Here is a 13,094-nt window from a genome sequence, read left to right as displayed (position 1 = left end):
GCATGAATCACCGGCGGTACCAAGCGTTCAGTGTCGTCCCGGCGAAGGCCGGGACCCATAACCACCGAGGGTCATTGTCGCACGCTCATGGGATGACGAGTCCCGCCTACAACAACCGCCGCGGAGTATGGGTCCCGGCCCCCGTGCGCAATTGCGCACTAGGCCGGGACGACAGCGGAGCGTGTGGCGCCACTCGCGCCTTAGGACCGTGGGTCTCTCACCACCACCTTCCCAAAGCTTGACCTCGCCGCGGTAATCCGCTCCCTTGGCGCCTGCTACCAAGCCTCAAGGGAAACGCTCATGTCTTTCGTGCTGGCCATCGATCAGGGCACCACATCGTCGCGCGCCATGGTGTTTCGCGGCGACATCTCCATTGCCGCGGTCGCGCAGCAGGAGTTTCCGCAGCATTTCCCGGCTTCCGGCTGGGTCGAGCACGAGCCGGACGACATCTGGACCTCGACCGTGATGGTGTGCCGCGAGGCGCTGGAAAAGGCCGGCCTGAAGGCCAAGGACATCGCCGCGATCGGCATCACCAACCAGCGCGAGACCACCGTGGTGTGGGACCGCGCCACGGGGCAGGCCGTGCACCGCGCCATCGTCTGGCAGGACCGCCGCACCGCCGACATCTGCGCAAGACTCAAGGCCGAGGGCCATGAGCCTGTGATCTCGGCCAAGACCGGTCTCATTATCGATCCCTATTTCTCGGGGACGAAAGTCGCCTGGATTCTCGATCACGTGCCGGGTGCGCGCGAGCGCGCCGAACGCGGCGAGCTGTTGTTCGGCACCATCGATTGTTACCTGCTATGGCGGCTCACCGGCGGCCGGGTGCACGCGACAGACGCCACCAACGCCTCGCGCACGCTGCTGTTCAACATCCACACCGGCGTGTGGGATGACGACCTCATCAACCTCCTGCGCGTGCCGCGCTCGATGCTCCCGGAGGTGAAGGATTCCTCCGCCCGGTTCGGCGAGAGCACGGCGGATCTGTTCGGCGGCCCGATCGCGATCTCCGGGATTGCCGGCGACCAGCAGGCCGCGACCATCGGCCAGGCCTGCTTCGAGCCCGGCATGATGAAGTCGACCTACGGCACCGGCTGTTTTGCCTTGCTCAACACCGGCACCACGCCGGTGGCCTCGAAGAACAAGCTGCTGACGACGATTGCCTATCAGCTCGGCGGCCAGCGCACCTACGCGCTCGAAGGCTCGATCTTCGTCGCCGGCTCCGCGGTGCAGTGGCTGCGCGACGGGCTCGGCATCATCAAGCACGCCGCCGAGACCGGCCCGCTTGCCGACAAATCCGACTCGATGCAGAGCGTCTATCTGGTGCCGGCCTTCGTCGGCATGGGCGCGCCATACTGGAATCCGCGCGTACGCGGCGCGCTGTTCGGGCTGACCCGCAACACCGGCCCGGCCGAGCTCGCGCATGCGACCCTTGAGAGCGTCTGCTACCAGACCTTCGATCTGTGGGCTGCGATGCGCACCGACTGGCCCGAGGCCAACGCCGCCAACACCGTGCTGCGCGTCGACGGCGGCATGACCGCATCCGATTGGACCATGCAACGGCTCGCCGACCTGCTCAACGCGCCGGTCGACCGCCCGATGATCCAGGAGACCACGGCGCTGGGCGCGGCCTATCTCGCCGGCCTCGAGGCCGGCGTCTACCCGGAGCCGGCGAAGTTCGCCGACAATTGGCGGCTCGAGCACCGCTTCAGGCCGGCGATGAGCGAGGCGACCCGCGAGCGCAAGCTCGCCGGCTGGGCGCGCGCCGTGAAGGGCGTGCTGGCGAGCGACGAGGGGGAGTAGTTGAACTCGTGCGGCAGAGTTTCTTCACCTCTCCCGCTTGCGGGGGAGGTCGACGCGCGTAGCGCGGCGGGTGGGGGCTCTCTCCGCATAGCGACTAGTCCCATCGCGGCGAAACCCCCACCCCAGCCCTCCCCCGCAAGCGGGAGAGGGGGCACGCCATCACCGCGGATGCAGACTTCCAACCAATAACAACCATTGGAGAACAACATGAACACGGATCTCAACCGCGTCACCAGACTGCTCGCTGCCGCGCTCTGCACCGCGATGCTCGCAGCTCCCGCCACCGCGCGCGAGAAGCCGAGCGCGCTTGTGTCGGCGCGCGAGGTGAAAACCGACGTCGCCGGGTTGAAGGCGCCGGGCCAGATCCTGGTCGACGTCTGGGGTATCCCGCACATCTATGCCGGCAACGAGCACGACCTGTTCTTCCTGCAGGGCTTCAACGCCGCGCGCGACCGGCTCTGGCAGATCGATCTCTGGCGCAAGCGCGGGCTCGGCCTGCTGGCGAAAGACTTCGGCCCCGCTTATGCCGAGCAGGACAAGGCGCTGCGCCTGTTCCTCTATCGCGGCGACATGAATGCGGAATGGGCCGCCTATGGCCCGAAGGCGAAAACCTATGCCGAGGCGTTCGTCGCCGGCGTCAACGCCTATGTTGCCGACGTCAACGCGGGCAAGCGTCCGCTGCCGATCGAGTTTCGGATCGCCGGGACGAAGCCGGACCTGTGGTCAGCGGAGGATGTCGTGCGCGTGCGTAGCCACGGACTAACGCGCAACGTCGCCTCCGAGGTGAAGCGCGCACTGGTCGCCTGCGCCGCAGGACTCGATGCCGATCGCTTCCGCGTCAAGCTGGAGCCGGACTGGACCACGAAGATTCCCGAGGGGCTCGATCCCTGCAGCGTGCCGAAAGGCGTGCTCGAGGCCTACGACCTCGCCACGCGCCCGGTGAAGTTCGCCGCGCCGAAGGACCAGAAGGCGGCGCTGGCGCATGATCCCGACCGGTTTTTGGCCGAGGCCGACCAGCAGCGCGACACCATCGGCTCCAACAACTGGGTGATCGCGGCGTCGCGCACCGCGACCGGACGTCCGATCCTCGCCAACGATCCGCATCGCGAGCATTCGGTGCCGTCGCTGCGCTACATCGTCGGCCTCAACGCGCCCGGCATCTCGGTGATCGGCGCCGGCGAGCCGGCTTTGCCGGGCATCTCGATCGGCCACAACGATACCATCGCGTTCGGTCTCACCATCTTCAACGTCGACCAGGAAGACCTCTACGTCTACGAGCTCAACCCTGACAATCCGAACCAGTACCGCTACGGCACGGGCTGGGAGGACATGAAGGTCGTGCATGAGAAGGAAGCGGTGAAGGGCGAGGCCGACCGCGACCTCGAGCTGAAGTTCACCCGCCACGGCCCGGTGATCTTCGTCGACGCCGACAACAAGCACGCGTTCGCGGTGCGCTCGATCTGGTTCGAGCCAGGCACCTCGGCCTATTTCGGCTCGTCCGACTACATGACCGCGAAGTCGTGGACCAGCTTCCTCGGCGCGATGCGGCGCTGGGGCGCGCCGTCGGAGAACCAGGTCTACGCCGACACGTCAGGCAATATCGGCTGGGTCGCGGCCGGCAAGACGCCGCGCCGCACCAGCTTCGACGGCCTGATGCCGGTGCCGGGCGACGGTCGTTACGAGTGGCAGGGTTTCCTGTCGCTCGATGAATTGCCGAAGCTGTACCAGCCGAAGCAGGGCTTTATTGCCACCGCCAACCAGATGAACCTGCCGGCGGATTATCCGGTGAACGAGCGCCGGGTCGGCTTCGAGTGGTCCGACAGCGCGCGCTGGCAGCGCATCACCGAGGTGCTGCAGGCCAACAGCAAGGTGACGCTGGCAGATGCGATGGCGTTGCAGAACGACGACACCGGTATGCTCGCGCGGCGCCTCGTCGCGCTTTTGAGGCCGCTCACGTCGGACGATGCCAACGTCAAGAAGGGTCTCGACCTGCTCAAGGCCTGGGATGCGCGCGACGCCGAGGACAGCGCCGCGGCTGCTGTCTATGAAGTGTGGATCGCAAACCACCTCGGCCCGGTGCTGCTTAAGACCACGGCGCCGAAAGCGGCCGAGCTGATCGCGCCGGAGGCTTCCAGCATTTCCGCCATCATCGGCTATCTCGAAAAGCCCGACGCTGCGCTCGGCAACGATCCGGCAGCGGAGCGCGACCGCGTGCTGCGCGACAGCCTCGGCGCGGCCGTCGCCGATGTCACCGACAAGCTCGGGAGCGATGCGTCCATGTGGCGCTGGGGCCGGTTGCACGTCGCCAAGTTCGACCACGCGCTGATGCCGCTCGCCGACAAGGCAACCGCGGCGCAGATGCAGGTCGGCCCGCTCGCCTTCGGCGGCGCCGCCAATGTGCCGCGCGCCGCCACTTATCGCCGCACCGACTATCATCTCACCGCGGGCGCCTCGTTCCGCATGGTGCTCGATGTCGGCAATTGGGATGCGAGCCGCACCATCAACACGCCAGGCCAATCCGGCGATCCCTTCAGCGGCCACTACCGCGACCTCGCCCCGCTCTGGGCGACGGGGCAGTATGTCCCGCTGCTCTACAGCCGCGGCGCGGTGGAAGCCGCAGCCGCCGAGGCGATCTCGCTGACGCCGAGGTGAGGGGGAGCGTACTCTCACTGACCGCGCCACAAACTCCGCAGTCGTCCCGGCGAAGGCCGGGACCCATAACCACGAATGCCAAATTGTTTCGCGCGCTGGGGCCACAGCGTGCCTTAACAACTCCACTTTGTGGCAATGGGTCCCGGCCTTCGCCGGGACGACATATGTGGCTCGTATCGCGCGCTCTATTTCGCCAGTTCTTCCTGCAGCTCCTGCATCGCACGTCGCATTGCATGTGCCGCGACATGCGAATATCTCCGGCCGATACGCAGAAATAAGGTCGCCTAATGCTGCTGCCCGACGGTTACTCCGACATTCCCCACGGCAAGGTCGCCGCCGTCGTCACGCATCTGGAAATGACTGCGCGCCCGCCGATGCGCGATGATCCGCCCGGCGCGTGGCGCCTACGCAAGGTCGAGCCGCCCGCGCTCGACTGGTATCGCGATCTCTACCGCCGCGTCGGCGAGGAATGGCTGTGGTTTACCCGCAGCGGGCTCGATGACGCCGATCTCGCCGGGCGCATTCACGCGCCCGGGGTCGAGCTCTACGGGCTGGTCGTCGATAGCCAGGATGAAGGCCTGCTTGAGCTCGACTTCAGCGTGGACGGCGAATGCCAGCTGCTCTATTTCGGCGTCACCGCAAAATTCATCGGCACCGGCGCCGCGCGCTTCCTGATGAACCGCGCGCTGGAGATCGCCTGGTCGCGCGATGTCGGCCGCGTCTGGGTGCACACCTGCACCTTCGATCATCCCTCAGCGGTCGCGTTCTACCAGCGCTCCGGCTTCCGCGCGTTCAAGCGGCAGATCGAGGTGGCGGATGATCCGAGGCTCAATGGCAAACTGCCGCGCGATGCGGCGAGGCATGTGCCGGTGATTGCATAGCTCGTCACACAGATCGGATCATGATCCGGTTGCAATGCAGCGCGGTCCATCTAGGATGGTGCAAAGCGCAACCTCTGACCTCGGCTCGACCGCCACACCTCGAAAGCCCTGCTTTCGCGGCCGCGGTCCGCTGCGGCATGACCTTCGAGATGACAGATGTTCCTGATCGGCCAGTACGACTCGCCCTTCGTCCGCCGCACCGCGATCGCGCTGCGGCTTTATGGATTGCCGTTCGAGCACAAGCCGTGGTCGACCTTCGGCGATGCGGAGCAGGTTGCGGCCTATAATCCGGTGCAGCGGGTGCCGACGCTGGTGCTGGACGACGGCGAGGCGCTGATCGAGAGCAGCGCGATCCTGGATTATCTCGACGAGTTGGTCGGGCCGGACAAGGCGATGATTGCACGCTCAGGCATCGAGCGGCGCCGGCATCTGCGCATCATGGCGCTGGCGACCGGGCTCGCCGACAAGGCGGTGAGCCTGGTCTACGAGCGCGTGCTGCGCAAGGAGCAGCTCAAGCTCTGGGTCGAGCGCTGCGAGGGACAGATCTCCCGCGTGCTCGCGGTGCTGGATCAGGAGCGCGCGGCGGTGCCGACGCCATATTGGCTCGGCGATCGTATCGGTCACGCCGACATCGCCGTGGCCTGCGCGCTGCGCTTCACCCGCGAGGCGCATCCGCATCTGTTCGACGCGCGCTATCCGGCGCTGCAGGCGCACGCCGCGCGCTGCGAGGCGCTGCCGCCGTTCCAGGAGATCGTGCAGCCGCTGGCGCCGCCGAAGGGGTAGGGAGCATATCGCCGACCTCTCTCCGCCGTCATTCCGGGGCTCGCGAAGCGAGAGCCCGGAATCCATTCCACTGCTTGTTCTGCGGTCCAATGGATTCCGGGCTCGGCGCTTCGCGCCACCTCGGAATGACGAAGAAATGCTGCAAACTCAGTGTCGTCCTGGCGAAAGCCAGGACCCATTACCCCGAATCTCAATTGTTGCGCGGCGCTGGGGCCGCCATCCCGTTCATCACCAACTGCGGTGGTTATGGGGTCCTGGCTTTCGCCAGGACGACATCGGTGAATGCGGCGCTATTGATGATCAGGCGAAGGCAACGCGCCGCACGACTCCGCGCCGCCCCCAATGCGCGCGCTTCGGGCTACCCATTGCCAGTCCGATCTTCTATGGTGAGCCGTTCGGGTCGCATGCGGCGAACTCGATAAATCCATGATATCAAAGGCTTAAGGCTCGGAGCGAAGCCTTTGGAGGGCGGTTTGACGCGATATATTTCGACCAGGGGTGAGGCCCCGGTGCTTGGCTTCTGCGATGTGATGCTGACCGGGCTCGCCCGCGACGGCGGGCTCTACGTGCCCGAGACCTGGCCGCAGCTGTCGCATGAGACCATCGCCGGCTTGTTCGGCCGTCCCTATTGGGAGGTCGCGGTCGAGATCATCAGGCCGTTTGCCGCCGGCGAGATTTCCGATGCCGAGCTCGGCCGTATGGCCAACGAAGCCTATGCCACGTTCCGGCATCCTGCGGTGGTGCCGCTCGACCAGGTCGGGCCGAACCAGTTCCTGCTCGAGCTGTTCCACGGGCCGACCCTAGCGTTCAAGGACGTCGCGATGCAGCTGATCTCGCGGCTGATGGATCATGTGCTGGCCAAGCGGGCGCAGCGCACCACCATCGTGGTCGCAACCTCGGGCGATACCGGCGGCGCCGCGGTCGAAGCTTTTGCCAATCTCGACAATGTCGACCTCGTGGTGCTGTTCCCGAACGGGCGCATCTCCGAGGTGCAGCGCCGCATGATGACGACGACCGGCGCTGCCAACGTCCATGCGCTGGCGATCGAAGGCACATTCGACGATTGCCAGGCGCTGGTGAAGGAGATGTTCAACAACCATCGCTTCCGCGACGCGGTGGCGCTGTCCGGCGTCAACTCGATCAACTGGGCGCGCATCGTGGCGCAGGTGGTGTATTATTTCACCTCGGCGGTGGCGCTCGGTTCGCCCGCGCGCACCGTCGACTTCACGGTGCCGACCGGCAATTTCGGCGACATCTTCGCCGGCTATGTGGCGAAGCGCATGGGGCTGCCGATCCGCTGGCTGCGCATCGCGGCCAACGTCAACGACATCCTGCCGCGCACGCTGAAGACCGGCAATTACGAGGTGCGCGAGGTTCACGCCACGGCATCGCCGTCGATGGACATCCAGGTGTCGTCGAATTTCGAGCGGCTCTTGTTCGAGGCGTCTGGCCGCGACGCCGACCAGGTCCGCCGCCTGATGGCTTCGCTGAAGCAGTCCGGCCGCTTCGTGCTCCCTGATGCGACGCTGGCCGCGGTGCGCCGCGATTTCGACGCCGGCCGCGCCGACGAGACCGAGACGGCGGCGGCGATCCGTGCCGCCTGGCGCGAGGCGGGCGACCTGGTCGATCCGCACACCGCAGTGGCGCTCGCGGTGGCCGATCGCGACACCTCCGACTCGAGGGTTCCGAACATCGTGCTGTCGACCGCGCATGCGGCCAAGTTCCCCGATGCGGTCGAGGCCGCCTGCGGGGTGCGTCCGCAACTGCCGGCCTGGCTCGGAGGGTTGATGACGAAATCAGAACAGATGACGGTCATGAAGAATGATTCCGCCGAGGTCGAGCGCTTCGTGCTGTCGGTCAGCCGTGCCGCCAAGCAGGGAGTTGCCTGATGAGCGTTGAAATCACCAAGCTGCCGAGCGGCCTGACCGTCGTCACCGACACCATGCCGCATCTGGAGACCGCGGCGCTTGGGGTCTGGGCCGGCGTCGGCGGGCGCGACGAGAAACCGAACGAGCACGGCATCTCGCATCTCCTGGAGCACATGGCGTTCAAGGGCACCGCGCGGCGCTCCTCGCGCGAGATCGTCGAGGAGATCGAGGCGGTCGGCGGCGACCTCAATGCCGGCACCTCGACCGAGACCACGGCCTATTATGCGCGGGTGATGAAGGCCGACGTGCCGCTGGCGCTCGACGTGCTCTCCGATATCCTCGCCAATCCGTCCTTCGTGCCGGATGAGCTGGAGCGCGAGAAGAGCGTCATCGTGCAGGAGATCGGCGCGGCGCAGGATACGCCCGACGACGTCGTGTTCGAGCATCTCAACGAGCTCTGCTACCCGGACCAGCCGATGGGGCGATCGCTGCTCGGCACCGCCAAGACGCTGAAGGCCTTCAACCGCGACACGCTGCGCGGCTATCTGTCGACCCATTACCGCGCCCCCGACATGGTGGTCGCCGCCGCCGGCGCGGTCGATCACAAGCGCGTCGTCGAGGACGTCGCGCAGAAATTTTCCAGCTTCGACGCCACGCCGGCGCCGAAGCCGCAGCCGGCGATGTTCGGCAAGGGCGGCTCGAAGGTGGTGCATCGCGATCTCGAGCAGGCGCATCTGACGCTGGCGCTCGAAGGCGTGCCGCAGACCGACCTGTCGCTGTTCTCGCTGCAGGTCTTCACCAACACGCTCGGCGGCGGGATGTCGTCGCGGCTGTTCCAGGAGGTGCGCGAGAAGCGCGGGCTGTGCTATTCGATCTACACTTTCCACGCCCCCTACACCGACACCGGCTTCTTCGGCCTCTACACCGGGACCGACCCCGCCGACGCGCCGGAAATGATGGAGGTCATCGTCGACGTCATCAATGACGCCGTCGAGACCCTGACGGAGGCCGAGGTCGCCCGCGCCAAGGCGCAGATGAAGGCCGGGTTGCTGATGGCGCTGGAAAGCTGTTCATCCCGGGCCGAACAGCTGGCACGCCATGTGCTGGCCTATGGCCGGCCGCAGACGGTGGAAGAACTGGTGGCGCGGATCGATGCGGTCAGCGTCGAATCGAGCCGCAATGCCGCCCGCGCGCTGCTGTCGCGCAGCCGGCCTGCCGTTGTCGCCCTCGGCAGCGGCAGGGGTCTGGACACGGCGGTGTCTTTTGCGGAAGGATTGACGAAGTCGAAGGCAAAGACGCTGCTGCATTGATTTGAGGTTTCACCTCGCCCCGCGCTTGCGGGGAGAGGTCGAAGCCGAAGGCTTCGGGTGAGGGGTCCATCCGCACATCGAGTCTGCGGAACGACCCCTCACCCCGACCCTCTCCCCGCAAGCGCGGGGCGAGGGAGAAGTCGGGGGAGTGTTGGGCCATGGCCCTGTTTCGTTTGCCGTCCGGTGGACCCGCTGCACTGATGCCGCGCGGTCACGGGCTTTTGCTGCGTGCGCCGCAAATGTCGGATTTCCCGCAATGGGCGCAGTTGCGCGAGTTCAGCCGCGCCTACCTGACGCCGTGGGAGCCGATCTGGCCCTCCGACGACCTGACCCGCGCCGGCTTCCGCCGCAGGCTGCGCCGCTACTCCGAGGATATCGCCGCGGATCGCTCCTATCCGTTCATCATCTTCCGCGAATCGGATGGGGTGATGATCGGCGGGATCACGCTCGCCAATGTCCGCCGCGGCATCGTGCAGGCCGGCACGATCGGCTATTGGGTCGGCCTGCCGCATGCCCATCGCGGCTACATGACGACGGCGTTGCGGGTGCTGCTGCCTTCGCTGTTCGGCGAGCTCAACCTGCATCGCATCGAGGCGGCCTGCATTCCTTCCAACGCGTCGTCGATCCGCGTGCTGGAGAAGTGCGGCTTCACCCGCGAGGGCCTGGCGCGGCGCTATCTCTGCATCAACGGGATCTGGCAGGACCATCTGCTGTTCGGCCTGCTGCACGAGGATTTCCGCGGCTGAACCGCGGGCCTGCCGGCGGATGGCCGCAGCCGCCCGGCGCGTTCCGGATGCCGTGTTACATGCCCTTCACATGCCTTTCACAGGCCTTGGGTTCGCCGCCATTGGCTTGCTATAACGCCCCGCGAACGGGGAACCGGTTTGGAGATTTGAGGATATTGATGGGTGACAGGGTGATCAGGTTCGCGCTCGCGGCGGCGGTATCGATCGGTCTCGGTGCCACCCTGCTGCCGGAGGCCAGCTCGGCGCAGTCGTTGAGCGACCGCTTCAAGAGCCTGTTCGGCGGCGGGTCGTCGGATTCGAAGCCGGCGACGCCGGCGGCGCCGCAGCAACTGAACGACGCCGATGCCGAGCTGACCTGCCCGCCGGTGCAGATCCGCTCCGGGGCCTCGACCTATTCGGTGGCGGCGGACGGCAAGGAGGCGGTCGGCAACGACGTCAAGTTCCTGGCCTCGATCACGCGCACCGCACGGCAATGCAGCCTCAATGGCGGCGTGATCACCGCCAAGATCGGTATTCAGGGACGGATCATCGTCGGGCCGCAGGGCGCCCCGCCGAGCATCCAGGTGCCGCTGCGCGTCGCCGTGGTGCTGGGCGGCGTCGGCGAGAAGACCATCGCGACCAAGGCCTACACGACCACGGTGCAGATGGACGACAGCGGCAGCGTGCCGTTCAGCCTGGTCGCCGAGGATGTCGTCTATCCGGCGCCGTCGCCGGCCGACAACGACAATTACATCTTCTATATCGGCTTCGACCCGCAGGCCCTGAAGCCGGAACCGAAGCCGCGCGCTCCGCGCAAGAAGAAGTAAAACAAGAAGTAAAACAAAAAGGCCGGCGCGATCAGCTCGCACCGGCCTCTTTTAGATCGAGTTGGGATCGCGTCAGTTCAGCTTGGAACGGACTTCGGCGATGCCCTTGCCGACGAGGTCGTCGGCAACCGAGCCCTTGACCGACTGCGACAGGATGGTCGAGGCGGCGGTCACCGCGGCGTTGGCCGCGGCGGCGCGGACATCGGCCACGGCCTGGGCCTCGGCCTGGGCGATCTTGCTCTCGGCGGTCTTGGTCCGCCTTGCGACAAAATCTTCCATCTTGGTCTTGGCTTCAGCCGCGATCCGCTCGGCTTCGGCCTTGGCGCTGGAGATGATGTCCTGGGCCTCGCGCTCGGCGCTGGCGCGGCGCGCCTTGTACTCGCCGAGCAGCTTGTTGGCCTCGTCCTTCAGACGGCGGGCGTCCTCCAGCTCGGCCTTGATGCGCTCGGCACGGTGGTCGAGCGCCGTCAGCAGGGTGCGATGGACACCGAGATAGCCGAAGACGACCAGCAGAATGACGAAGGCGATCGCAACCCAGGTTTCCGGTTCGTAAAACATCGTCTATCCCTTCAGCGACGCGTCGACGGCGCTGTTGACCGCATTGGCGTCCGGCGTGACGCCGGCGAGTTGCTGGACGATGGCGCCGGCCGCATCCGCCGCGATGCCGCGGACGTTGCTCATGGCGTTGGTCCGGGTCGTTGCGATCTGCTTCTCGGCGTCGGCGAGCTTGGCCGTCAGTTTCTCTTCCAGCGCCTTGCGCTCGGCTTCCGAGGCCGCGTTCAGCTTCTCGCGGGTCTCGTTGCCGATCGCCTGCGCGTTGGCGCGCGCATTCGCCAGCTCGGTTTCATAGGCCTTCAGCGCCGCGTCGGACTCGTCCTTCAGCTTCTGCGCCTCGGCCAGATCGCCCTCGATCTTGTTCTGACGTGCATCGATCGTCCCGCCGACACGCGGCAGTGCGATACGCGACACGATCAGGTAGAGCGCGACAAATGCAATCGCCAGCGACACCAGCTGCGAGGCGTAGGTGGACGAATCGAACGGCGGAAAGGCTCCGCCGTGATGTCCGCCTTCGGCCTCGGTGTGGGCGCCGGCTTTCTGGCCTTTTGCCTCGCCATGACTCTCAGCCATGGTGTTCTCCTGTTGCTGTCATGCGCGCCGCCCCTGGAACGATCCTCGGGATGATCCTGGGCGGCGCGAAGGAAGTGCCGCTCAGAGCGGAACGAACAGCAGGAGCAGCGCGATCAGCAGCGAGAAGATGCCGAGCGCTTCGGTCACGGCGAAGCCGAAGATCAGGTTGCCGAACTGGCCCTGAGCGGCCGAGGGGTTACGCACCGCAGCGGCGAGGTAGTTGCCGAAGATGATGCCCACGCCGACGCCCGCACCGCCCATGCCGATGCACGCGATGCCCGCGCCGATAAGTTTTGCTGCTGCCGGTTCCATTTGTAGCTCCTTGAGAAAGATAGACAGATTGGTGGGTGGAGATTCCCCGGACCGCTTAGTGTCCCGGATGAATGGCGTCGTTGAGGTAGATGCAGGTCAGGATCGCGAACACGTAGGCCTGCAGGAACGCGACCAGCAGTTCGAGGGCGTACAGCGCGACCGTGAGCGCCAGCGGCAGCACACCGCCGACCCAGCCGAGCGCGCCCAGCGAGAAGCCGAGCATCGCGACAAAGCCCGCGAACACCTTCAGCGCGATGTGGCCGGCCAGCATGTTGGCGAACAGACGAACGCTGTGCGAGACCGGCCGCAGGAAGAACGACAGGACCTCGATGAACATGACCAGCGGCAGGATGTAGACCGGAACGCCGGAGGGGACGAAAATCTTGAAGAATTTCGGGCCGTTCTTGTAGAGGCCGTAGATCAGGACGGTGAAGAACACCAAAAGCGCCAGCGCCGCGGTCACGATCAGGTGGGTCGCGATCGTGAACGTGTAGGGGACGACGCCCACCAGGTTCGAGACGCAGATGAACATGAACAGCGAGAAGATCAGCGGGAAGAACTTCATGCCTTCCGCGCCGGCGTTGCCGCGGATCGTCGAGGCGATGAACTCGTAGGAGAGTTCGGCGACCGACTGCAGCCGTCCCGGGACCAGCTCCCGGCCGCTCGCCAGCATCAGCAGTGCGATCAGCAGCACCGCGATGAACATGTAGAGCGACGAATTGGTGAAGGCGATCGTGTGATTGCCGATGTGGCCGAGCGTGAAGAGGGGCTCGATATTGAACTGATGGATCGGGTCGATTTTCAT

Annotated in this window: 12 protein-coding genes; 8 read left to right on the top strand and 4 right to left on the bottom strand. The window is 66.0% G+C overall.

Annotated features, from left to right (window positions below):
• The first annotated feature begins 300 nt into the window (after window positions 1-300).
• The 8 genes from glpK to JQ507_29790 all read left to right on the top strand — a co-directional run bounded on the left by glpK (window position 301) and on the right by JQ507_29790 (window position 10,849).
• Window positions 301-1,803 (top strand): glycerol kinase GlpK, encoded by a 1,503-nt coding sequence (gene glpK, locus JQ507_29825; protein ID QRI69034.1) that lies wholly within the window; start codon window positions 301-303, stop codon window positions 1,801-1,803.
• Window positions 1,804-2,010: 207 nt separating this feature from the next.
• Window positions 2,011-4,455: a penicillin acylase family protein gene (locus tag JQ507_29820; GenBank protein ID QRI69033.1), complete on the top strand. Its 2,445-nt coding sequence runs from the start codon at window positions 2,011-2,013 to the stop codon at window positions 4,453-4,455.
• Window positions 4,456-4,742: 287 nt separating this feature from the next.
• Complete coding sequence (locus tag JQ507_29815) at window positions 4,743-5,336, top strand: GNAT family N-acetyltransferase (GenBank protein QRI69032.1); 594 nt, start codon at window positions 4,743-4,745, stop codon at window positions 5,334-5,336.
• Window positions 5,337-5,492: 156 nt separating this feature from the next.
• Window positions 5,493-6,119, top strand: a complete 627-nt coding sequence (locus tag JQ507_29810; GenBank protein ID QRI69031.1) for a glutathione S-transferase family protein — start codon at window positions 5,493-5,495, stop codon at window positions 6,117-6,119.
• Window positions 6,120-6,592: 473 nt separating this feature from the next.
• Window positions 6,593-8,008, top strand: coding sequence for a threonine synthase (locus tag JQ507_29805; protein ID QRI69030.1), 1,416 nt, complete (start codon window positions 6,593-6,595; stop codon window positions 8,006-8,008).
• Window positions 8,008-9,297 carry an insulinase family protein gene (locus JQ507_29800; GenBank protein ID QRI69029.1) on the top strand — a complete coding sequence of 430 codons (1,290 nt, stop codon included), beginning with the start codon at window positions 8,008-8,010 and terminating at the stop codon, window positions 9,295-9,297. The genes JQ507_29805 and JQ507_29800 overlap by 1 nt, the downstream gene beginning before the upstream one ends.
• A 158-nt stretch (window positions 9,298-9,455) precedes the next feature.
• The gene (locus tag JQ507_29795) at window positions 9,456-10,043 is read left to right on the top strand and encodes a GNAT family N-acetyltransferase (GenBank protein ID QRI69028.1); all 588 of its coding nucleotides are present in this window, start codon (window positions 9,456-9,458) and stop codon (window positions 10,041-10,043) included.
• 158 nt (window positions 10,044-10,201) lie between these two features.
• Complete coding sequence (locus JQ507_29790) at window positions 10,202-10,849, top strand: hypothetical protein (protein ID QRI69027.1); 648 nt, start codon at window positions 10,202-10,204, stop codon at window positions 10,847-10,849.
• Between the two features lie 72 nt (window positions 10,850-10,921).
• On the opposite strand, the gene JQ507_29785 is transcribed toward JQ507_29790, so the two are convergent.
• The 4 genes from JQ507_29785 to JQ507_29770 form a co-directional block, all read right to left on the bottom strand.
• On the bottom strand, window positions 10,922-11,407 hold the full coding sequence (locus JQ507_29785) for an ATP F0F1 synthase subunit B (protein ID QRI69026.1): 486 nt from the start codon (window positions 11,405-11,407) through the stop codon (window positions 10,922-10,924).
• A gap of 3 nt (window positions 11,408-11,410) precedes the next feature.
• A complete protein-coding gene (locus JQ507_29780) occupies window positions 11,411-11,977 on the bottom strand; it encodes a F0F1 ATP synthase subunit B (GenBank protein ID QRI69025.1) in 567 nt (188 codons plus the stop codon).
• Between the two features lie 81 nt (window positions 11,978-12,058).
• The gene (locus JQ507_29775; GenBank protein QRI69024.1) at window positions 12,059-12,289 is read right to left on the bottom strand and encodes a F0F1 ATP synthase subunit C; all 231 of its coding nucleotides are present in this window, start codon (window positions 12,287-12,289) and stop codon (window positions 12,059-12,061) included.
• A 55-nt stretch (window positions 12,290-12,344) separates the two neighbouring features.
• A complete protein-coding gene (locus JQ507_29770) occupies window positions 12,345-13,094 on the bottom strand; it encodes a F0F1 ATP synthase subunit A (GenBank protein QRI69023.1) in 750 nt (249 codons plus the stop codon).

The organism is Bradyrhizobium sp. PSBB068, assembly GCA_016839165.1.
In the GTDB taxonomy this organism is placed as follows: domain Bacteria; phylum Pseudomonadota; class Alphaproteobacteria; order Rhizobiales; family Xanthobacteraceae; genus Bradyrhizobium.
Note: the sequence above shows the minus strand (reverse complement) of the source record. Positions and strands in the feature narration are given on the sequence as shown.

What these genes read in the sequence shown, in the direction of transcription:
- glpK (QRI69034.1), top strand. Translation starts at nt 301, where the DNA reads ATGTCTTTCGTGCTGGCCATCGATCAGGGCACCACATCGTCGCGCGCC.
- JQ507_29820 (QRI69033.1), top strand. Translation starts at nt 2,011, where the DNA reads ATGAACACGGATCTCAACCGCGTCACCAGACTGCTCGCTGCCGCGCTC.
- JQ507_29815 (QRI69032.1), top strand. Translation starts at nt 4,743, where the DNA reads ATGCTGCTGCCCGACGGTTACTCCGACATTCCCCACGGCAAGGTCGCC.
- JQ507_29810 (QRI69031.1), top strand. Translation starts at nt 5,493, where the DNA reads ATGTTCCTGATCGGCCAGTACGACTCGCCCTTCGTCCGCCGCACCGCG.
- JQ507_29800 (QRI69029.1), top strand. Translation starts at nt 8,008, where the DNA reads ATGAGCGTTGAAATCACCAAGCTGCCGAGCGGCCTGACCGTCGTCACC.
- JQ507_29795 (QRI69028.1), top strand. Translation starts at nt 9,456, where the DNA reads ATGGCCCTGTTTCGTTTGCCGTCCGGTGGACCCGCTGCACTGATGCCG.
- JQ507_29790 (QRI69027.1), top strand. Translation starts at nt 10,202, where the DNA reads ATGGGTGACAGGGTGATCAGGTTCGCGCTCGCGGCGGCGGTATCGATC.
- JQ507_29785 (QRI69026.1), bottom strand. Translation starts at nt 11,407, where the DNA reads ATGTTTTACGAACCGGAAACCTGGGTTGCGATCGCCTTCGTCATTCTG.
- JQ507_29780 (QRI69025.1), bottom strand. Translation starts at nt 11,977, where the DNA reads ATGGCTGAGAGTCATGGCGAGGCAAAAGGCCAGAAAGCCGGCGCCCAC.
- JQ507_29775 (QRI69024.1), bottom strand. Translation starts at nt 12,289, where the DNA reads ATGGAACCGGCAGCAGCAAAACTTATCGGCGCGGGCATCGCGTGCATC.
- JQ507_29770 (QRI69023.1), bottom strand. Translation starts at nt 13,094, where the DNA reads ATGAAAATCGACCCGATCCATCAGTTCAATATCGAGCCCCTCTTCACG.